The 21,356-nt window shown below is 42.7% G+C and carries 20 protein-coding genes; 14 read left to right on the forward strand and 6 right to left on the reverse strand.

Annotated features, from left to right (window positions below):
- Positions 1–22: 22 nt before the first annotated feature.
- The 9 genes from ACYUCY_RS12585 to ACYUCY_RS12625 all read left to right on the forward strand — a co-directional run bounded on the left by ACYUCY_RS12585 (position 23) and on the right by ACYUCY_RS12625 (position 9,109).
- Positions 23–754, forward strand: coding sequence for a helix-turn-helix domain-containing protein (locus ACYUCY_RS12585; RefSeq protein ID WP_460226855.1), 732 nt, complete (start codon positions 23–25; stop codon positions 752–754).
- Between the two features lie 80 nt (positions 755–834).
- Entirely contained in the window at positions 835–2,175 is a 1,341-nt protein-coding gene (locus ACYUCY_RS12590) for an acyltransferase family protein (protein WP_460226856.1), read from the forward strand.
- 14 nt (positions 2,176–2,189) lie between these two features.
- Positions 2,190–2,666: a PaaI family thioesterase gene (locus tag ACYUCY_RS12595; protein WP_460226857.1), complete on the forward strand. Its 477-nt coding sequence runs from the start codon at positions 2,190–2,192 to the stop codon at positions 2,664–2,666.
- Complete coding sequence (locus tag ACYUCY_RS12600; RefSeq protein ID WP_460226858.1) at positions 2,663–3,124, forward strand: PaaI family thioesterase; 462 nt, start codon at positions 2,663–2,665, stop codon at positions 3,122–3,124. The genes ACYUCY_RS12595 and ACYUCY_RS12600 overlap by 4 nt, the downstream gene beginning before the upstream one ends.
- Before the next feature lie 224 nt (positions 3,125–3,348).
- Entirely contained in the window at positions 3,349–5,271 is a 1,923-nt protein-coding gene (htpG, locus tag ACYUCY_RS12605) for a molecular chaperone HtpG (protein ID WP_460226859.1), read from the forward strand.
- Between the two features lie 290 nt (positions 5,272–5,561).
- Positions 5,562–6,581, forward strand: a complete 1,020-nt coding sequence (locus tag ACYUCY_RS12610; RefSeq protein ID WP_460226860.1) for an NAD(P)H-dependent glycerol-3-phosphate dehydrogenase — start codon at positions 5,562–5,564, stop codon at positions 6,579–6,581.
- 42 nt (positions 6,582–6,623) lie between these two features.
- Positions 6,624–7,097 (forward strand): phosphohistidine phosphatase SixA, encoded by a 474-nt coding sequence (sixA, locus tag ACYUCY_RS12615; protein ID WP_460226861.1) that lies wholly within the window; start codon positions 6,624–6,626, stop codon positions 7,095–7,097.
- Between the two features lie 99 nt (positions 7,098–7,196).
- On the forward strand, positions 7,197–8,105 hold the full coding sequence (locus ACYUCY_RS12620) for an alpha/beta hydrolase (protein ID WP_460226862.1): 909 nt from the start codon (positions 7,197–7,199) through the stop codon (positions 8,103–8,105).
- Between the two features lie 26 nt (positions 8,106–8,131).
- On the forward strand, positions 8,132–9,109 hold the full coding sequence (locus ACYUCY_RS12625) for a DUF4892 domain-containing protein (RefSeq protein WP_460226863.1): 978 nt from the start codon (positions 8,132–8,134) through the stop codon (positions 9,107–9,109).
- Positions 9,110–9,128: 19 nt separating this feature from the next.
- On the opposite strand, the gene folE is transcribed toward ACYUCY_RS12625, so the two are convergent.
- A complete protein-coding gene (folE, locus tag ACYUCY_RS12630) occupies positions 9,129–9,668 on the reverse strand; it encodes a GTP cyclohydrolase I FolE (RefSeq protein WP_460226864.1) in 540 nt (179 codons plus the stop codon).
- A gap of 133 nt (positions 9,669–9,801) precedes the next feature.
- Here folE and prmB point away from each other — a divergent pair, with 133 nt between their 5' ends.
- On the forward strand, positions 9,802–10,764 hold the full coding sequence (prmB, locus tag ACYUCY_RS12635; RefSeq protein WP_460226865.1) for a 50S ribosomal protein L3 N(5)-glutamine methyltransferase: 963 nt from the start codon (positions 9,802–9,804) through the stop codon (positions 10,762–10,764).
- Between the two features lie 224 nt (positions 10,765–10,988).
- Positions 10,989–12,059 carry a chorismate synthase gene (gene aroC / locus ACYUCY_RS12640; RefSeq protein WP_460226866.1) on the forward strand — a complete coding sequence of 357 codons (1,071 nt, stop codon included), beginning with the start codon at positions 10,989–10,991 and terminating at the stop codon, positions 12,057–12,059.
- 59 nt (positions 12,060–12,118) lie between these two features.
- On the opposite strand, the gene ACYUCY_RS12645 is transcribed toward aroC, so the two are convergent.
- Positions 12,119–12,889, reverse strand: a complete 771-nt coding sequence (locus ACYUCY_RS12645; protein WP_460226867.1) for a TIGR04219 family outer membrane beta-barrel protein — start codon at positions 12,887–12,889, stop codon at positions 12,119–12,121.
- Between the two features lie 273 nt (positions 12,890–13,162).
- Complete coding sequence (locus ACYUCY_RS12650) at positions 13,163–14,032, reverse strand: LysR family transcriptional regulator (protein ID WP_460226868.1); 870 nt, start codon at positions 14,030–14,032, stop codon at positions 13,163–13,165.
- Positions 14,033–14,170: 138 nt separating this feature from the next.
- Between ACYUCY_RS12650 and leuC the strand changes: the two genes are divergently transcribed.
- A complete protein-coding gene (leuC, locus tag ACYUCY_RS12655; RefSeq protein ID WP_460226869.1) occupies positions 14,171–15,595 on the forward strand; it encodes a 3-isopropylmalate dehydratase large subunit in 1,425 nt (474 codons plus the stop codon).
- A 58-nt stretch (positions 15,596–15,653) separates the two neighbouring features.
- Positions 15,654–16,298, forward strand: a complete 645-nt coding sequence (leuD, locus tag ACYUCY_RS12660; RefSeq protein ID WP_460226870.1) for a 3-isopropylmalate dehydratase small subunit — start codon at positions 15,654–15,656, stop codon at positions 16,296–16,298.
- Between the two features lie 144 nt (positions 16,299–16,442).
- Here the strand turns inward: leuD and ACYUCY_RS12665 are convergent, their stop codons facing one another.
- Entirely contained in the window at positions 16,443–18,404 is a 1,962-nt protein-coding gene (locus tag ACYUCY_RS12665) for a S9 family peptidase (RefSeq protein ID WP_460226871.1), read from the reverse strand.
- Between the two features lie 171 nt (positions 18,405–18,575).
- Complete coding sequence (locus ACYUCY_RS12670) at positions 18,576–19,526, reverse strand: GlxA family transcriptional regulator (protein WP_460226872.1); 951 nt, start codon at positions 19,524–19,526, stop codon at positions 18,576–18,578.
- Positions 19,527–19,684: 158 nt separating this feature from the next.
- On the opposite strand from ACYUCY_RS12670, the gene ACYUCY_RS12675 reads away from it, so the two are divergent.
- The gene (locus tag ACYUCY_RS12675) at positions 19,685–20,362 is read left to right on the forward strand and encodes a DJ-1/PfpI family protein (RefSeq protein WP_460226873.1); all 678 of its coding nucleotides are present in this window, start codon (positions 19,685–19,687) and stop codon (positions 20,360–20,362) included.
- Positions 20,363–20,412: 50 nt separating this feature from the next.
- On the opposite strand, the gene ACYUCY_RS12680 is transcribed toward ACYUCY_RS12675, so the two are convergent.
- Positions 20,413–21,060, reverse strand: a complete 648-nt coding sequence (locus ACYUCY_RS12680) for a TetR/AcrR family transcriptional regulator (protein ID WP_460226874.1) — start codon at positions 21,058–21,060, stop codon at positions 20,413–20,415.
- Positions 21,061–21,356: the final 296 nt, after the last annotated feature.

Genomic DNA, 21,356 nt, shown 5'->3' on the forward strand with positions numbered 1-21,356 from the left:
TTTGATCTCAGGAGTCTACTTTATGAGCCAAACGATTGCTCTTGTGAATACCCTAAAGCGCCAACTAAAAGCCCAGGGTAAAACCTATGCGGACGTTGCGGTGGCCTTGGATCTCTCAGAGGCCTCAGTAAAAAGACTGTTTTCAGAACACAATTTCACCTTAGAGCGTCTCGATACCTTGTGCCGATTGTTGGGAATGGATTTCGCAGAGTTGGTTCAGCAGATGGATTTGCAGCAAAAACAGATGACTGAATTGACTCTAGAGCAAGAACAGGAGATCGCTTCCGATATCGTTCAAGTCTTAGTCGCGGTGTGTGTCATCAACGGTTATACCTTCGCGGAAATTATCGAACAGTATAAGTTGAAAGAAACGGACTTAATCCAAAAGTTGGCAAAGCTTGATCGTTTGAAAATCATCGAATTACTCCCCAATAACCGCATAAAGCTGCTAGTGTCGAGAAACTTTTCCTGGCTGCGTAGTGGCCCGATTCAAAAGTTCTTTCTCGATAAAGTAGCCAGCGATTTTTTTCATTCCCATTTCGATCGTGAGTCAGAGCAGCTGTTAGTTTTTAATGGTCTCTTGTCGAAAACCAAAAATGCCCTGCTACACGAGAAGATGAAACGCTTGGCGCAAGAATTTAACGAGATGGCCCAGGACGATATGGCCTTACCTTTGGATAAGCGCTTTGGAAACACCCTTGTATTAGCGGTGCGGCAGTGGCGATATAGTCTTTTTGATCAGTTCACGCGCTAGCTCAGGGTTTCTCGAAGCCAAGCACCTCATAGTCTGATAATATGCGCCTCAATTTTATTGATCTAAATTCGTAGTAAATTATGTCTGATTCCGTCTGGGCTCGTTACAAAGAAGCCATCAACGTTAAAACCGATCTTCGTGATGCATTTTTCCGTCGCCATCAACGCTATGCAACCCTCGATGGCGCGCGGGCAATCACCGTGTTACTGATGGTTCTGTTTCATGTCATGTTTGGTATCGTCGTCCTATTTGATGAAAATATAGATCGTGTAGATACTTTTATCGCCAGCATGCCGCGCTATATTGATTGGTTTTGGCAGTCACAAGGATCTGATCCATTGTTTATGTTGTGTGGTTTGTTGGTGAGCTACACATTGTTTCGAGAATATGACAAAACCTCCACCATCCAGATTAAGCGGTTTTATATTCGACGCTTGATGAGAATCTTTCCGGTATTTATATTGGCTTTGATCGTTTTTGTCCCGGCTGATAAAGATAATTTTGAAAACCTTTGGTCCAACATAATTTTCATGAGCAACTACATCCCAGGGCAACGGCATGTTATTCCTGTCGGTTGGTCTCTAGATGTGCAAATGCATTTTTATTTCTTGCTACCTTTTCTGATTTTTATTATGTACGCAATTCCTTGGCGAATAACCTATTTGTCGGTCTTGTGTATCGGTAGTGTTGTATGGCGGTACTTTGCAGTTACCAGTGATCCGGAAATTTTTGAACGACCTTTTTATGAAATCGTATCTGACCGCGAATTCGGCTCCCATCTCGCCAACGTACTTTATTATGATTTAGACGTTCGAATCGGCGCTTTTTTTATGGGTATGCTGACTGCCTATTTACATTATTATCATGCCGATAAAATCAAAGCTTATTTAACAAAACATTTGTTGATAAATACCGTGTTGGTATTAGCCGCCGTGGCAATGATTGTAGGGTCTTTTTACTTTCCGATAATCAATAAAAATGCAGAGATGTATGTTAATTTCGATCCAACTTTCAACTTATGGTATTTGGTGTTAAATAAATATATCTATACTTTTGGTTTATCAATGCTGCTTTTGTTAGCACTGTGTCCAGTAGGTTTAAGTAAATGGGTCGAGTGGGTGTTGTCTTGGCCTATTTGGCATCCCGTTGCGCAATTAATTTTCCCAATTTATCTATTCCATATGGCGTTTTTGTTACCTGCGGCTATCATAACTTTTGGGACCATTGATCGTGAATCGATCGAGGTCGTACATGAGTGGCAGATCTATTCGTTATTTTTTCTTACCGTGTTTTTCACGATGGGCTTCGCAGCCTTGGTACATGTTTATATTGAAAAACCGTTTTTGAATATGCGTGAGCCTGATGGCGTGAAAGATCACTCAGCAATTCCAAATACTGCGATTAATGCGGAAAAAGTGTAGAGAGTTAAAACGTAATGGAAATGGATCTAGAAAAATTCAGAGAATTTTTTATGAGCCGAATGAATTCGGGCATGCATGGACATTTTGGAAGTTTAGGCCTGGTGTGTACGTTTATAGAAGATGGCCGCGCGGGTTTGGATTTGCCTTACGACGAGCGTTTCGTTACTAATCCTGCTTCGGGTATATTAGCTGGCGGCGTGATCACTGCCTTGGTCGATACTTGTTGTGCAATTGCATCGGCAACGCGCGCCGAGAATTTTGGCTTTTCGCCCACCTTAGATTTAAGAATCGATCACATGGGGGTGGCGGAAGCAGGTAAAACCGTTCACGCTGAGGCAGAAGTTTATCGGACCACACGCAACGTTATTTTTACTCGCGGGAAGGTGTTTCAGGAAGATAGAGCTCGCCCAATTGCTCATTGCTTAGTGAATTTCACTCCAGTCGCACACAAAGTGATGGATTCGCAAGCGGGGATGGAAGCCCAGTCATGAAGGAATTTGATTTTCCAAAGCTGTATCGAAATGCACGCGAAAATAACAATGCACAAATCCTTATCGATTCCTTGCCCTACGCCCAATTTCTCGGGATGAAAGCGCAGTACGTCGAAGGAGCGCTCTCATTCTACTTACCTCCATTGAAATCCAATATCGGCAACCCTAATCTTCCTGCGCTTCACGGTGGCGCAATTGGTGGCTTCATGGAGGTTGCCGCTGTCGTGCATCTATTGATGGAGCTTGATCAAGAGAAGATAGCCGGTACGGAGCCTAGAATACCGAAAGTTGTAGATTTTTCGATCGACTACCTACGCGCCTGTCGGTTTGAAGATACCTTTGCCAGCTGCGAAGTCGTGCGGCAAGGGCGGAGAATGGCTAACGTGGCCATTCGGGTTTGGCAGTCTACACCTGATAACTTAACTGCCACCGCTCGCGCTCATTACGTACTTGGCTGATTTGGCCGAGAAATCGCCTTATATCTCTCATTCTGCTTGAAATCCTCCCTTGTGCCCCCACCTTAACAGTCAGATTTTTTCTTATGACGAAGAATTCGATGCGATAACTCACGCGATGCAGAGGCCAAAGCGTGGAAATCGGCATTTCACAAATTTTTAACGTTCCGAGGCCCACGTCTGTAGCGGGTAGTCTCGGCAAAAAACAGATATTTTAGGAGCTATTCATGTCAGCAGAATCTTTAAAAGAAACTCGAGGTTTTGAAACCGAAGCCAAGCAACTCTTACATTTAATGATTCACTCGCTTTATTCAAATAAAGAAATTTTCTTGCGAGAGCTAGTATCGAATGCTTCCGATGCTGCTGATAAATTACGTTTTGAGGCGCTGTCGAATGGTGAGCTCTATGAAGATGATCCGGATCTAAAAATTCGTGTCAGCTTCGACAAAGAAGCGAAAACCATCACCATTAGCGACAACGGTATTGGTATGTCCCGAGAAGACGTTATTTCTCATCTTGGTACCATTGCCAAGTCCGGTACTTCAGAGTTTTTGCAAAAACTTACCGGTGATCAGAAAAAGGATTCCCATCTGATTGGTCAATTTGGTGTGGGTTTTTATTCTGCATTTATTGTTGCTGATAAAGTCGAAGTGCTTACGCGTCGGGCGGGCTTGGATAAAGATCAAGGTGTTCATTGGGAAAGCCAAGGCGATGCAGAATACACGGTTGAATCAATCGAAAAAGCCGATCGCGGTACTACAATAATATTGCACTTGAAAGACCCAGAAGTTGAATTCGCCGATGGTTTTCGATTACGGTCGATAATTAAAAAGTACTCCGACCATATTTCCTTGCCTATCGAAATGGTAAAAGAAAAAACGCCTAGCGAAGACGATAAAGATGGCGACAAAAAAACTGAAGATGCTCCCGAGTTTGAATCGGTAAATACCGCTACCGCGCTCTGGACGCGTTCGCGATCAGACGTAAAAGACGATGAATACAAAGAGTTTTATAAACACATTTCCCACGATTTTAGCGACCCTCTGACCTGGAGTCACAATCGAGTAGAAGGCAAGCTCGATTACACCAGCCTGCTTTATCTTCCTGAGCGCGCTCCCTTCGATTTATATAACCGTGATGGTGCGCGAGGCCTAAAATTATACGTTCAGCGTACTTTTATCATGGATGATGCAGAACAATTTTTGCCAATGTATTTGCGTTTCGTTAAAGGGGTTATTGATTCAAATGACCTGTCGTTGAACGTCTCGAGAGAAATTCTTCAGAAGGACCCAAATATTGATTCGATGCGCTCGGCCTTAACTAAGCGCGTTTTAGATATGCTAGAAAAAATGGCTAAGAAAGACGCCGAAAATTACGGGAAATTCTGGAAAGAGTTTGGTCAAGTCTTAAAAGAAGGTCCTGCAGAAGATTTCGCCAATAAAGAAAAAATTGCAAAGTTGCTGCGTTTCTCGACAACCCATAGTGATAGTGCTGATCAGAATCAATCACTTGACGATTACATTGCACGAATGAAAGAAGGTCAAGACAAAATATATTACGTAGTTGCGGAAAATTACAAAACAGCAAAAAACAGCCCGCATCTAGAAGTATTTCGCAAAAAAGGCATTGAGGTAATCTTGATGCACGATCGTGTTGATGATTGGATGGTAAGTAGTCTTCAAGAATACGATGGGAAGCGCCTTCAGGATGTTGCGAAAGGTGATTTAGATCTTGGCGCACTTGATACGGAAGATGAAAAGAAAGAAAAAGAGGAGTCCTCAAAGGCTCTAGAAGGTTTGTTGGAGCGTACAAAAAAGATATTGGAAGAGCGAGTACAAGATGTTCGCATTACCCATCGCCTTACCGATTCTCCAGCTTGTTTAGTAGTTGGTGAGTTCGATATGGGAGCACAGATGCAGCGCATTATGGAAGCCGCTGGACAAGCGATGCCAGCAAGCAAGCCGACACTTGAATTGAACCCTGAACACCCTTTAGTTAAAAAGCTTGACCAAGAACCGGATGAAGATCGATTCGCAGATTTGACTAACATTTTGTTTGACCAAGCTCAATTAGCCGAGGGCGGCCAGTTGGAAGACCCAGGGTCCTATGTTCAGCGTTTGAATAAGTTACTTCTAGAGCTGAGTAACTAAAGATCTGCGGCAAACTTGATCGTTTCGTTTAACCCCACTTGTAGCGCGTCTCCCTTTGAAACTAGGAGACTAAGAGCAGGTGGGGTTTTGTGTTTGATCCTTAGAGAAAGTCTACTTTCTCATTTAGAAGCCGTTTTAGGCTTGTTCAGAGGTTCTTTGGCAGTTTATGCTGTCGATTATCGTTAAAGGCACTATCTATTGTCTTAGACATTGAACCCTAACTTAGATCGATAACAATAATAAATATCTGATAGGAGTGGGCGCAATTCGCACCTAAACCGGGAACGCATATGACAAAGCAATATACGATATCAGTTTTAGGTGGCGGTAGTTTTGGAACTGCTATTGCGAACATCATTGCCAGCAATGGACATTCCGCATATCTCTGGTTACGTGATACTGAACGTGCCGAACTCTGTCAGCGCGAGAGAGAAAATAAACATTATCTTCCTGGCTATAAATTTGATGATGCTTTAATTGCAACGGCAGATCTAGGAAAAATTATTCCTGAGAGTGATTTAATTTTCATTTGTGTTCCAAGTGACTCTTTTCGTTCCGTCGCCAAACAAATTGCTCCATTAGTTAAAGCGGATGCGATGGTGGTGAGCACCACCAAAGGTATCGAGTTAAATTCTTTTCTGTTGATGAGTCAGATACTTGAACAAGAATTACCAAAAACGGCCATTGGTGTATTGAGCGGACCCAATTTTGCGAAAGAAATTATTCAAAAACAAATGACGGGAACAGTAATCGCTAGCGACGATCAGAAAATTCTAGACATCGTACCGGATATCCTATCGTCGAAAACGTTTCGGGTATACACGAACACGGATCCCTTTGGGGTTGAGTTGGGCGGGGCATTGAAAAATATGTACGCCATCATGGCGGGTATGGCAGCAGCAGCCGGTGTAGGTTATAACAGTACGGCGATGTTGTTAACCCGCAGTCTTGCCGAAATGAGTCGATTCGCCACTAAGCTCGGTGCAAATCCCATGACATTTTTGGGGCTTGCTGGCGTTGGTGATTTAATATTGACCTGTACTTCTGACTTGAGTAGAAACTACCGCCTAGGTTACGCAGTGGGGAGCGGTGAAACGGTTGCGGCGGCAACTGCAAAAATTGGACAGGCAGTTGAAGGTGTTAATACAGTAAAAATCGTTAAACAGAAAGCTGAAGAGCTTTCTGTTTACATGCCCTTAGTTTTTGGTCTCTATGGAATTTTATTTGAAGGGCGTGCCTTGGGTGATGTAATGCGTGGATTGATGCTGGGCGAACAAAATAAAGATGTAGAATTTAATCTTGAGGAATAAGATTCCCATTTTAACTAATAAATTTTAGTTCGGAGCTGGTCTTTGAAAATTTATATTTTGCGACATGGTGAAGCCGAAGCACCCATTACGAGCGATTTTGATCGCAGGCTTACGGACCACGGAAAAAAACAAATTGAGCAAGTATTTTCAATGGTGAGTGATGAAATGTCATCTATTGAAAAAATTTATGCAAGTCCTTATGTGCGGGCACAAGAAACAGCAATCTTAGTGTCTGATTTATTGAAAGCAAGAAATTCCAATGCGCCAGAGATCAATACTACGAGTGGTCTAGTTCCAGAATCGTCGTTAATAAAAGTAATGACTTTACTTGAATCAGAGTCGGCCGAGTCAATTTTATTTGTCAGTCATCAACCCCTTGTGGGCGAGTTAGTCAATCGGCTTTGTTCCTCTCCGAGCGGATACCACGCGATGGGAACCGGAAATTTAGCCTGTATTGATTTAGATGTTCCTGCCTTTGGTTGTGGTAATTTGCTTTGGCTTAAGGTGCCAACTTAGGTTAAATGCATTTGCTTCAAATAAATCATTTGTCTAAATATAAAAAATCGATTTAAGAAAACGTATTGAAAAAAGTTTACAAGATTAGTAGAGGTAGGTATGCCAGAGTTAGAATCAGGCAAGGGCGAATCATCTAAAGAGAGCGAATCATCTAACAAAAAAAAGTCACGAGAGATTAGTTTTCAAGTTGGCGACCTGACGATTGCTGCGCAAGAGTGGGGTGATCCCGGAGATTTTCCGATTATCGCACTTCACGGCTGGCTAGATAATAGTGCGAGCTTCGATCTCTTGGCGCCCTTACTGAAGAATACCCACTTAGTTGCAATCGACATGGCAGGTCATGGTCGTAGCAGTCACCGTGCGAAAGACAGCGCTTATTTAATTTGGCAAGACGTTGGTGAAGTTTATGCGATTGCGGACCAGATGGGTTGGCAACAATTTGCTTTATTGGGTCATTCACGCGGTGCAATTATTAGTACTCTGATAGCTGGCACCTTCCCTGAAAGAATAACTCATACTGCCCTAATTGATGGTGTAAGACCTCCTGGTGTCAGTGCGGAAAAATCTCCTCAACAATTGGCGCAGTCAATTATTGACTGCAAAAGAAACGCGCAACGAGGCAGTTCTTTTTATCAAGACCTTGATTCGGCTATTGCGGCGCGACAATTTAGCGAAATACCTCTGAGCTATGAGGCTGCTAAAATTTTAAATTCGCGAGGATTGCGTGAAGTAGAAGGTGGCTATACGTGGTGTGCAGACCCTCAGCTCAAGAGTGCATCGGGATTCAAATTAAGTGATGAGCATTGGCATTCGTTCATCGACCGGGCGACCGCTCGGACTAAGCTTATCTTGGCGAAAGATGGGTTGCCACGAATGAAGCAGCATCACGAGAAAATTGCTGCTATGTATCCACATTTCGATATTGAGATATTGCCTGGAAGTCATCATCTACATGTAGAAGACAATGTGACTGGTGTAGCCGAGGTGTTAAATAAATTTTTTATTTGAACCAAAAATTAACTGGGTAGATTTAAATGCTTAGCAATACAAATAGATTAAGAGCGCGAGTGTTGATTGTTGTTGGCATGTTCGTGTTTTCTTCGACTCTGCGGGCTAACCCTAGCCTATCTGAAATAGAAGATATGTTGAGTATTTTTCCTCGTGCTGAACTAGTCGCTACTGAACAACTATCACCTTCCAATTACCAGCTGGCCCTTGGTCGTGTTGAAAAAAATCGAGGTGTATGGATGCCGGAAAAAGAAAAACGTTTATCCGGTGAGTTAACCAGAATCACTTTACAGATACCGGATGGGTACACTGCATCGGATGCTTTTACTTTTTATCGAAAACGTTTTGAAGCGCATGACGCGCAAACAATTTTTTATTGCGAGAATAGAAATTGTGGAAGTAGTAATAGTTGGGCTAATAATATTTTTGGCATCAAGCAGTTGTATGGATTAGACAACGACCAGCTATATGGGGTATTCGAGGTTCCCGATACGGAAGGGCATCTCCATTATTTGGTTATGTATGCTGTTGCCCGAGGGAATAAAAGAATATATACACAAATCGAATGGCTTAAAACAAGAGTTAGTCTTGATGATGGTATTGCTCCTGATGCTGAGGTTATTATCGAGCAAATAAATTCCCAAGGTTATTTTATAGTAAGCGGGCTAAACCTTTCGGAAGCAAATAGCCCACTTGAGCCAAGTATCGAAATTCACGACGACTATCTTGCGTCACTTGTTTCCGCTTTGCGAAAAGATAGGCGCTTGAAACTAAGAATAGTTGGGCATGATTACTCAGCGAATAATTTATCTGCACAAACTCAACGATCTCTTCACATTGCTAAACAGTTGCGAGAAAAATTAATCGCTGCGGGGATCAAAGATGATCGGATCGAAGCTCACGGAGTGGGCAGTTTGGCTCCGGCAAAAGGAGCTGGCCGACGAGATGTAGACGAAGATTCCGCGAACCAATTTAGACTAGAGATAATTAAAGCTGAAGATTAAAGCCTAAAGCGTACGGCAATTATTTTAACAGCGAGAGCAATTCGGCGCGTGTCGCTGAATTCTTTCTAAAAACGCCTAACATAGATGACGTAGTCATTAATGAATTTTGTTTTTCAACGCCACGCATCATCATGCACATATGCTTGGCTTCAATAATTACACCAACGCCTGCCGCTCCCGTAATTTCAGATATTGTCTTTGCTATTTCCATCGTCAACTGTTCTTGTATTTGCAAGCGTCTTGCATACATGTCTACGATGCGTGCGATTTTCGATAGGCCTAGTACCTTTCCCGTTGGGATATAAGCAACATGCGCTTTGCCAATAAATGGCAGCAGGTGGTGTTCGCATAGAGAATATAATTCAATATCTTTTACCAGTACCATTTCGTTGGATTCAGAAGGAAAGAGGGCGCCATTCACCACCTGTTCAACGGTTTGCTGGTAGCCACGAGTGAGGAATTTCATCGCCTCAGCGGCACGATTAGGTGTATCTTTTAAACCTGGGCGCGAAGGATCTTCACCAATCGCTTCGATAATCTTGTGAAAATGCTCTTTCATATTATGCTATTCTCTCGCTCGAATATTCGCCGGGTATTTTATACGCTTATCCATTGGTTCCCTAGCGTTCCGAATGCATAACGTCGATTTATTTGGTTTTTTGTAGGGTGTAGGTTAACTCATGCATCTGTGAATGTCTTTTTTAAGCCGGTTTGGAAAAGTAGCAGAAGTGAATTCGATAAACACAGAATATCAATGGTTAGCGCTTCCTGTGAGCCTAGGGCAAGTGCTTGAGCAGGCAAGCAAGAATTTCGAATTATCTGAATTATATTTTGGTCATGGTACCGACAATCCTTGGGATGAAGCCGTACAGATCGCTATTCATGTACTAGGCCTTAAACTTGATACCGATGCATCAGTTTTAGAGAGGCAGCTTACACAAACAGAACTTGATGACTTAATTCGCTTATTCAAGCGCCGGATTAATGAGCGAGTCCCCGTGGCTTACCTAACAGGCCTAGCATATTTCTCCGGATTTGAGTTTATTGTGAATGCGGACGTTTTAGTTCCTCGTTCCCCCATTTCCGAATTAATTGAAAATGCATATAGTCCATGGTTAAGGAAAGATCCCAGAAAAATATTAGATTTGTGTACAGGGAGCGGCTGCATTGGGATAGCGACTGCCCATGTGTTCCCCGATGCTGAAGTTGATATCAGTGATTTATCCAAGGCCGCGATCAAAGTGGCAGAGCAGAACATTAAAAAGCATGGTCTAGAGAGTCGTGTTAATGCAATAGAAAGTGATTTGTTTTCGGCCATGCAAGGTCGCCGTTACGACCTCATTGTTTGTAATCCACCTTATGTGAACGCAGAAGATTTAGCCGCGATGCCGGCGGAGTTTCATGCTGAACCTGTGTTAGGTCTTGCTTCAGGAGCAGATGGCTTAGATTTTTGTAAGCGCTTATTAGCCGAAGCGAGTGATCATTTAACGGAGGACGGCTGCTTGATCGTGGAGCTAGGCAACACCTGGCAAACCTTGGATGAGCAATTCCAACAAGTTCCTTTTGTTTGGTTGGAGTTTGAACGCGGAGGTCATGGTGTGTTTGTTTTGAGCGCTGAAGACTTGGCGGCCCATCGAGGATTATTTCTCAAGTAGAACAATAAAATGTCGCTGCGTTTCTTCTCGAGTGAATAAGCCTGCGGAAAACGGCGAAGGGGCATAACAATGTTATACTTGCGCTAATTTTTTTGGTCGCGCGGTAATTGTTGTGTGACGTTAATTACCCGGCTCTATTTGCGATATAAGTCGGAACTGAATATTGCTAGCAGCAAATTAAATTTGTTGAGGCATTACTAAACAGTCAGGTTTTAGGAAAGATTATGTCTGGAAATACTATCGGTAAACTTTTTACCGTCACTTCATTTGGGGAAAGTCATGGTTTGGCACTTGGCTGTATTGTTGATGGTTGCCCGCCGGGTTTGGAGCTTTCCGAAGAGGATATTCAAGGCGATTTGAATCGCCGTAAGCCGGGACAATCGCGTTATACAACACAGCGTCGTGAAGATGATAAAGTGAAAATTCTCTCCGGTGTATTTGAAGGTAAAACAACGGGAACACCGATTGGTTTGCTGATTGAAAATACTGACCAGCGATCGAAAGACTACAGCAATATTAAGGATTCATTTCGCCCAGCCCACGCTGACTTTACTTATCATCATAAATACGGTGCTCGTGATTATCGCGGCGGCGGCCGCTCATCGGCGAGAGAAACAGCTATGCGAGTCGCAGCTGGAGCCATTGCTAAAAAGTATCTGTATCAGCGCTGTGGAATAGAGGTAAAGGGATATCTTTCTCAGTTAGGTCCAATTATTCCCGAAACAATTGATTGGAACGAAATTGAAAATAATGCATTTTTCTGTCCCGACAAAAGTAAAGTGAAAGAACTCGAAGACTATATGGCCGCTTTGTCTAAAGAGGGAAATTCAATCGGCGCTAAAATTACTGTCGTTGCTAGCAATATGATCGTTGGTTTAGGTGAACCTATTTTTGATCGTTTAGACGCAGATATTGCACACGCATTGATGAGTATCAATGCGGTGAAAGGAGTGGAAATAGGCGCAGGGTTTGATTGCGTCACACAAAAAGGCACAGAACACCGTGATGAAATTACACCGGAGGGTTTTCAAAGTAACAATGCCGGTGGAATCTTGGGGGGAATTTCTTCTGGTCAAGATTTGGTGGCAAGTATTGCACTGAAACCTACATCAAGTTTACGGGTACCGGGAAAAAGCATTGATGTAAATGGCGAGGCCGTTGAAGTTGTTACCAAGGGGCGACACGATCCTTGCGTAGGTATTCGCGCAACACCCATTGCTGAAGCAATGCTTGCCATTGTTTTAATGGATCATTTTTTACGTGATCGTGGACAAAACGCGGATGTTAAACGGTGATTTAAAATCTACAAAAAAAAGGCCGCAATCGCGGCCTTTTTAATTTTTCACTTTATATTTTAAAAATGGATAGTGAGTGCAGCATAAGCTCCTGACATTTCAATATCTCCATCGATTTCATCGAGATCGTCCAATTCAAAAGTAAATGTTCTTACGCCGAGTTCGACACCAAAATCCAAAACAAAACCGTCTGATTGATATCCAACGGCAGCAATGTAATCGGTAAGATTGTTGCCATCGTAGCCAATTGCGTTTGCGCTCGCTGAAATATAAAAACCAGTAAAAGGTAAATCAATTTGACCTTTGAGATATAGCATTGGAATTGCACCTTCCAGTTCTTGACGGGCAGCTTGTACGGGCGTTGAAACCGTTTCTAAGCTTGCTTCGCCATCAAATATTCGGAAGGTTACACCGAGATCTAAATTCAACCAGTTGTCCAACACTTCATAATACAAAGTCGCGTCGATATGTGAAAAATCCAAGGTTGAATCGACATCCGTATTGACGTTAAACGTCGTGCCGTCATAGGTTATGGTGCGGGTAAGTGTGCCGGTATCTTGTATGGATAAATCAGTTTGTTGTAGACGGATATTTGGTAGAACGGGAATCGGATGCTCTAAGGCAACATAGGCAAAATTGGTGTCTTCGTCACTGATGCCTAAATCGTTTTTTAAATTGACAGACAATTGCCCGGTTTCTGAAATGTCACCGCTGAATTCAGACTGCCAAACGCCCGCGCCGACATAAATACCTAAAACTGTATCTGCTCTTGCGTGCATCGTAGCCACTGCAAAAGCGAGGATTGAAATGAGTTTGAGTAATTTAGTCATATTGTTTTCTCTTTGGTGATTGACGATAAATAAAATCTTGTCCGTTATTGGTTTAGTAATGCTGATTTCTTTTGGTGAGCATAAAAACATATGCGGATATTCAAGGCCACTTCAATATGGACTGAAGGCTAAATAATCCGATCTATTTCAAGAAGATCAGATTTACTTACATCGAAGTCTTGTGTTGATAATCCTCAAAAGCCATTTGCTTAGTTATAGCAAAGAAAATTGAATTGTGACTAGTTTCTAAGGTTTGAATGGCATTTTTGTGACCTATTGTCGCTCTAGAAGCTGGATAAAAGCGCTAGCGGCATTGCTTAAACTTCGGTTGTGATGATGAATGTAGCCAAGTTCTCGGGAAAAGCTCACCCCTGGGATATTTAAGCCCGGTGTCTCTGCATCGATCATCGTTTTGGGCAATACGCTCCAACCTAGGTTAATTGCCACCATCATTTTGATCGTTTCCAAATAATTTGTGGCTAACTTAGTGTGTAAAGCGATGCCGCGTTGATCAAATAATTGCTTAACGATCTTTGTGGTATAGGTGTTAATTTCTGGGAGGATGGCCGGATACTGGGCCAATTCAGACAATGAAATCGGTGATTTTTTGCGTGTTAATGGGTGATGTGCGCCAACGGTGAAATAGAGCTCGTCGTGCCAAATCTGCTTAGTTGTTACTGTTGCATCGGCGTCCGACGAGAGGGTGATTACTGCTAGTTCAATTTCGCCATTGACGACTTGCGTGTGGGCTTTTTCTGAATCTAAAAACGCAATATCGAGTTCGACGGCGGGGTAGCGTTCGGAAAAAGCCTGCAAAATAGGAGGTAAACGGTGAAGCCCAATGTGATGACTGGTTGCCAATTTAAATCGCCCAGACACATTTCCCGAAAGGTCGGCCAGTTGCTGCTGAGCGAGGTTGACGGTCTGTAATATTTCTTGCGCTCTTGGTAATAAGACTCGGCCGGCCTCGGTCAAATTGACCGCTCTTCCAATTCGGTCAAATAAACGTTGGTTTAGCTGCTCTTCCAGTCCAGAAATTCGCTTGCTAATTGCCGGCTGGGTTAGATGTAAATTTTCCGCAGATATTGAAAATGATCCAGTGGAAGCGACTTCCACAAAAGCTCGGAGCTGTTGAGTATCCATAAGATGGCTTTATATTGTATTCCAAACAGGAATGCAAATTATAAAAAATATGAATTTGTCTTATTTGGTAGGAATGTTTAAGATTCGCCTCAATTCAGATCAAATGATTGCTTACAGGCTTTCTACCAAGGAAAAACCATGGCTGCCAGAACTCTTTACGACAAACTTTGGGATGCACACTTAGTCTCTCAGCGGGACGACGGATCAGCGTTGATCTATATCGATCGGCATATTATTCACGAGGTTACTTCACCTCAAGCATTTGAAGGTTTGAGGCTTGCGAATAGGCGACCTTGGCGAATAGATTCCATTGTTGCGACGCCCGACCATAACGTTCCAACGACCACCATCGAGCGTCAGTCCGGTGTTGCAGGAATCGCTGACCCGGTATCGAAAATACAAGTCCAAACCTTGGATGACAACTGCGATGAATTTGGAATTCAAGAATTTAAAATCAATGATGTTAGACAAGGCATCGTTCATGTCATTGGCCCGGAAACTGGCGCATGTTTACCGGGTATGACAATTGTTTGTGGTGATTCTCATACCGCTACCAACGGGGCGCTTGGAGCTTTGGCACACGGAATTGGAACCTCTGAAGTTGAACATGTGTTAGCAACGCAATGTTTAGTCAGTAAAAAAATGAAAAATATGTTGGTAAAAGTCGACGGCAAGCTTGCCGAAGGCGTGACGGCTAAAGACGTTGTGCTTGCCATCATCGGAAAAATTGGTACTGCCGGTGGCAATGGTCATGCAATTGAATTTGCTGGTGAAGTTTTTCGAGATTTGTCTATGGAAGGGCGGATGACGGTTTGTAATATGGCGATTGAAGCAGGTGCTCGCGCCGGTATGGTCGCAGTTGATGATAAAACAATTGATTATGTGAAGGGGCGATTATTCTCACCCAACAACGAATATTGGGAGCGGGCCGTTGCGCAATGGCAAGATTTACACAGTGATGACGGTGCGACCTTCGATACAGTCGTTGAAATGCGCGGTGAAGAAATCGAGCCGCAAGTGAGCTGGGGAACATCACCAGAAATGGTTTTACCCATCAATGGAAAAATTCCCGACCCAGAACAAGAAATGAATCCAGAGAAAAAGGCCAGCGTCGAAAGCGCCTTAAAATATATGGATTTAAAGGCGGGTCAGTTGATAACGGACATCCCTATTGACGTTGTGTTTATCGGTTCGTGTACCAATTCACGAATTGAAGATATTCGAGAGGCGGCAAAAGTGGTTAAAGGAAAACAAAAAGCATCTTCGATCAAAAGGGCAATGGTTGTTCCTGGATCGGGCGCTGTGAAAGCGCAAGCAGAGTCAGAGGGTTTAGATAAAATATTTAAAGACGCTAATATCGAATGGCGAGAACCCGGTTGTTCAATGTGTTTGGCAATGAATGCCGACAAACTTGCGCCCGGGGAACATTGCGCATCGACATCTAATCGAAATTTTGAAAGTCGCCAAGGCTATGGTGGTAGAACACACTTGGTGAGCCCCGCAATGGCCGCTGCTGCTGCCGTTACCGGTCGCTTTGTTGATATTAGAGAATTAAATTCCTGAAAATTTATTACTGACTTACGTGCTCTTGTTTAAGCAGGGCAAGCGAAAGGAAAACAAGATGAAAAAATTTACTCAGTTAAACGGTATTGTTGCACCAATGGATAGGGCAAATGTGGATACTGATTTAATTATTCCGAAACAATTTTTAAAGTCCATCAAGCGTTCTGGTTTCGGGCCAAACTTATTTGACGGATTGAGGTACTTGGATGAGGGCCAGCCTGACCAAGACAATAGTCAACGGCCATTGAATCCAGAATTTCCACTCAATTTTCCGCGATATAAGGGCGCTGAAATTTTATTGGCGCGTAAGAACTTTGGTTGTGGCTCAAGTCGAGAACACGCCCCTTGGGCATTAGATGACTACGGCTTTCGTTGTGTGATAGCGCCGAGCTATGCCGATATTTTTTATAACAACTGTTTTAAAAATGGTTTTTTGCCCATTGTTTTAAGCGAAGATGAAGTAGATCTGTTGTTTAACGAAATGTATGCGGAAGAGGGTTATCGATTAACTATTGATTTGCAAAGTCAAACAGTCACCTCTGCCAAGGGCGCTACCTTTACATTCGAGGTTGATGAGTTTAGAAAACATTGTTTGTTAAATGGCTTAGATGAGATTGGTTTAACCTTGCAGAACGAAACTGAAATAAAAGCATTTGAGAAAAACCATAAAGAACAATCACCCTGGTTGTTCGGGAATTCTTAGTAATTTTCTTAATAATATCGTTTTGTTTGAATAATGAATAATGAATAATGAAAGATTCAGTAATTTTAAAGTAAGCCAGAAATTTCTGGCTTATCTTCTCGATTTTAGTCAGATGCTAAATTTGACTATGAAAAACAAAATTTATTATTGCCCGCCAATATTTCTATCAAGAAACTCTAGTATTTTGGTATAAAAGTTCTCTCGAGTTTCCACTCCAAAAAAACCGTGACCTTCCAAAGTTTCGACAAGGTATTCAGGCTCGTTTCCGGCTTTTATCAATGCATTTCTCATCTTTTCAGCGTGCTCTACCGGTGCGCGATTATCATTTTTACCATGCGCCAGCATGATCTTGGCTTTGATTTTCTCGGCATTATAAACAGGAGATCTATTTTCTAACTCGTCGGTATTTTCACCCAAAGCAGCTTTTAGATAAATCTCTCCTGATTTGTAATTTTGGATAGAACCGGATTTAAACAATAAAGGGAGGTCATATATTCCCGCGTAGCCAATTGCGCACTGATACAAATCAGGTTCTCTGACTACACCGTTTAGTGATGCATAACCTCCGAAACTGCCACCATAAATACACACTCTTTTGGGGTCCACGATACCAGTACCGATAATCCATTTGGTCGCGTCGGTGATGTCATCCTGTATTCCTGTTCCCCATTGTTTAATACCAGCATTTAGGAAGTCAGGCCCCATTCCGCCGGAACCGCGATAGTTCACTTGTAATACTGCGTAACCTCTTGACGCCAACAACTGAGCTTCAAAATTAAACCTCCATTTGTCCTGCACGCCGTAGGGCCCGCCGTGTACCAGGACTACTGCAGGTAAGTTTTTGTGCTCGACTCCTTTGGGAAGTGTTACATAACCTCGCAATTTTACACCGTCTCTGGCATCAAGTTCGATAGGCTGCATATCCGACATGTCACTTTCTGACAGCCAAGGTCTCGATGCAAATAACTTGGCAAGTTCACCTTTTTCTTTATTAAACAGATAAAAAACTGCCGGACTTTTGTCGCTGCTCACTTTAACAACTGTAGTATTAAAGTCGGCAGTCGTACTTGTAAACGCTACATCCGAGTTGGGAAATTTTTTTGATAAAGCCTGATGAATAATAGCGACGGGATGTTTTGGATCGGGATAGTAATATTTTGGGAAATGGTCAAAATATTTTATCGCGTATACTTCTTTGGTTTCTCTAATGGTGTAAACCCCATCAGCATCTACATTTGGGTGTTCAAAAATACTTTGAGTAGAGTCAGGTTGACTTGGATCCCACCGAGAAATTCCGATCGTTTTGGAAGAGCTAGAATCAAATATATTATAAATTTGATCACCACTGGCGTGATTTATCGGAACAATTTTCCCGCCAAAGAATTTTTCTTTTTTTACTAGTTCGAAATTTTCGTTAGCACCTTCTCTGTGATAAATAACGTGCTCGTTATTTTCGTCATACCCGTAGTTAAGAGTAACTTCTCCTTCACTATTTGTAACAAATTCACTAAAGCGGATTTTTCCTTGCGCTGCAGCGCGTTTTCGACCGGTTTTGATATTTAATAAATAGGCGTCGCTGTAGCCATAGCTCATAGACGCTGGCCAAGCTCCAACAACTATCCAGTCGGGATCTTTGAGATATAGATCGATGATTTCAGCGTAAGCGTCACTTCGTTCCCGTCTTTTGATGATTGTGCCGGTTTCAACTCCGCGTGCCCTAAACCCAAATAGCACTCCAATACTCGAACCATCAGCATCCATCCCCCAGATTTCTCCGGTGGGAGCGTTATATGCCATAAAAGCCGGGGCCCTATGGGCCGGTTCAATTAGAAGTCGCTCATCATTAGCCCACATAAATCTTGAGATGTCTTCGTTTCGTCCAAAATGGCGGCCAGCGGTCGCCTCCATTGTTTCCAAATTGATAACCGAAATGCCTTCGTTGCCATCTAATCGTTTTGAAACTGCGATGTATTTTCCCGAAGGTGAAATTACTACATTTTCAACATCACCATAGCGAACAAAATCGTTCACACTTGGAATGGCAAATATTGTTTGAGATATGAGAATACAAAGGATCGCGGATCCCCAACGAAGAATGGTTTGCATAAGTACCCTCCTGGCTGTTTTATAATTATTTCTTAATTTTTATTTAGTTTGAGAACTATACATAAAAGTGTGTATTTTTCCTAGAAACACATTCGTAGTTAGCTGAGTGGCAATTTAGGCGCCAAAAAAGATAGAGTATTAAAAGTTTTGTGCATGTATTTTATAAGCAGTTCAATTTTTATGGGATCGTCTTATCGCCCTTGGCGACTGCCCAAAACTTCTTATAAATGATCTTCTCATTCGCTCTAAATTATTGAACCCAGTATTTAGAGCGATTTTTTCAATTGTGAGATCTGAGTTTTCGACTAAGTCATGGGCGACTTCAATACGAATGCGTTCAATGGTTTTTGCGGGTGTTTCTCCCATAATAGTTCGAAACTTTCGAGAAAAATTACGATTGCTCATTGCCATGTGCGCTGCTAGGTCGTCCACCTGTATGGGCTTTTCAATATTTTCCCGAATCCACGCAAGCAACTCATTAAATCGTCCGTTGTGAATATTTAAGTCATTGATACTTGAAAATTGTGATTGCCCGCCGGGTCGTCGGTAATATACGACAATCTCCCTCGCACATTTTTGCGCAACTTTTTCTCCGAAATTATCTGACACCAGTGCTAAAGCTAAATCAATTCCTGCGGTAACGCCCGCAGAAGTCCAATACTTGCCATTACGTGTCCAAATTGCGTCTGCTTGAACTTTTACGGCGGGAAACTCTTGTTGCATTTCGGCAGTGTGACGCCAATGCGTGGTTGCGCTTAATCCGTCGATCAGGCCACTTTTCGCGAGTAAAAATGAACCGGTACAAACACTGGTAACTCGTTCGCAACGCTTATCAATCCTTTTGATGAATTCCACATATCCACTATCTAAATTTGGATTTCTAGCGCCGGAACCGCCCGCTATCAGTAATGTATCGGCAGATTTTATTTTTGATAGCGGCTCAGTTTCTATAGCGAGTCCGATGGAACTTTTTATCAAACCACCATCTAGTGATACGACTTGAATACTGTAACCAGAATTTTTCCCAGCAAAATAATCCGCTGTCTCAAAAACACCGATGGGACCAGTAATGTCCAGAAGTTGAAAATCAGGAAAAATAAGGATGACAATTTTACGCATCATAATTGTGGGTGACCTTCGAATTTAGTGCGAATTTAGTGGCTGGGTTAGGCGGTAATAGCTGATGGCATAAAAAGTGGAAAAATAGTCATTTAAGACAGAGCTTAGCGCCGTACAATGTTGCCGTCAAATCGTAGTACAACATTTATAAGGAGTAATCTATGTCTACAAAACGCACCATAGTCATTGCTTTGTTTCCGGGCGTAACTCACCTGGACTTTACTGGGCCGCACCAGTTTTTTTGTCGAGTACCCGATTCCGAAGTGATTGTTGCTAGTGTTGAGGGGAAGGATATAGAGGCGGACGGCCTAGTATTTTCTGGCTTGGAGTCGCTAAGTGCTGTGCAGAAATGCGATATTTTATCCGTGCCAGGAGGCTTCGGTGTTTTGGCTGCGGCACAAACCCCTTCGTTTATGAGCGAAATAACACGACTGGCTGATTCGGCAACCTACATCACCTCGGTATGTTCAGGATCCATAATACTTGCCGCTGCTGGGCTGTTGAACGGTAAGCGTGCTGCCTGTCATTGGGCATGGCGATCGCTTCTAGCTGAATTCCCACAGGTCACTGTTGAAAACAATCGAGTTGTTAGAGACGGGAATACTTTTACGGGTGGCGGGGTAACCGCTGGAATCGACATGGCCTTGACGGTGATTGCGGAGTTGGTCGGCGATCAAATGGCTCAAGCCATTCAGCTAGGCTTGGAGTATGCGCCTGAGCCACCTTTCAATTCAGGTCGTCCAGAATTGGCACCAGAACATATTACTGCCTTGGTCACGGCAAATTTTGCTGGGGCGATGGAAGAGAACAAAAAGATAGTTGCGGGCCTAGTGGCTTAAAGACTCAAAATCGATTCTGCACTTGAATTTGAGATTCAGGTGCAGAGTTTTTATTTGGCAGAGTCTTTTTCTTGATGTGCTTTTAGTTTTTCAATATCGACAGCAGCCGAAATCCAAAAATCAAATGCAGAAAATACACACTGTTCCTGTGTCATATTTATTTTTTCATAGGTTTTTTGTTGAGAAGAAGCGGTCATTAAAATAAAGTAACTTTGCCAGGCAAAATCATGATTAATCTCTTCTTTTAAAAATGGCGTTACTCTTTCTCTCATCGCTTTCATGCGATTGTAAAGCGAATCGACATAAACCTTGTAAAACTGCGGATAGTCACTTTTTAGATCGAGCCAAAATGCCGTAGAAAATTGCGCATCATTCTCCACCCACACTCTCACCCAGTAGCGAAGGATCTCAAGAAGATCTGTCCCATAATAAGATATTGGTTTATGAATTCGGCTTTCCCAGCGAACCACCATTTCATGAACCAAGTCTTCCTTGGTGCGGAAATTTTTATAAAGTGTTTTTGTGCTAATGCGCAATTCTTTGGCAAGATCACTCATCGAAATAGATCGGATTCCTGCGATTTTCGCTCGGCGAGCAAAGGCATCCAGTATTTGGTTTGCTGTGACTGTGCAGCTGCTATCTGAAATTTTCGACGCAAGCATCGGCATACGTTCAATATTTGCTTTCAATGTCGACATTACTAACTTCGTCCTGTTGGGTGAAACGAATACGGCCAGAGTTGGCGTGTTTAAGTTGTGATTAAGCGGGAGAGCCTTCAATAAGATTTATACCCATCTATTAGTCCTACTGTCTAATGGCTCGCCAAACCCCATAGTTTATAGCGATACTTTGGAAATGTGAAAACTTGCTTAAATGGGATTTACTAGGTTGTTTTTATCTTAGTTAACCTTATGATTTTAAAGGAGAATGCTTTGTTCAGCGAGGCGCTATAAAGCAGTCACTATGACCCCTTGGATATCTTGTAAGGGTTTTG

The organism is Aurantivibrio infirmus (assembly GCF_054767315.1).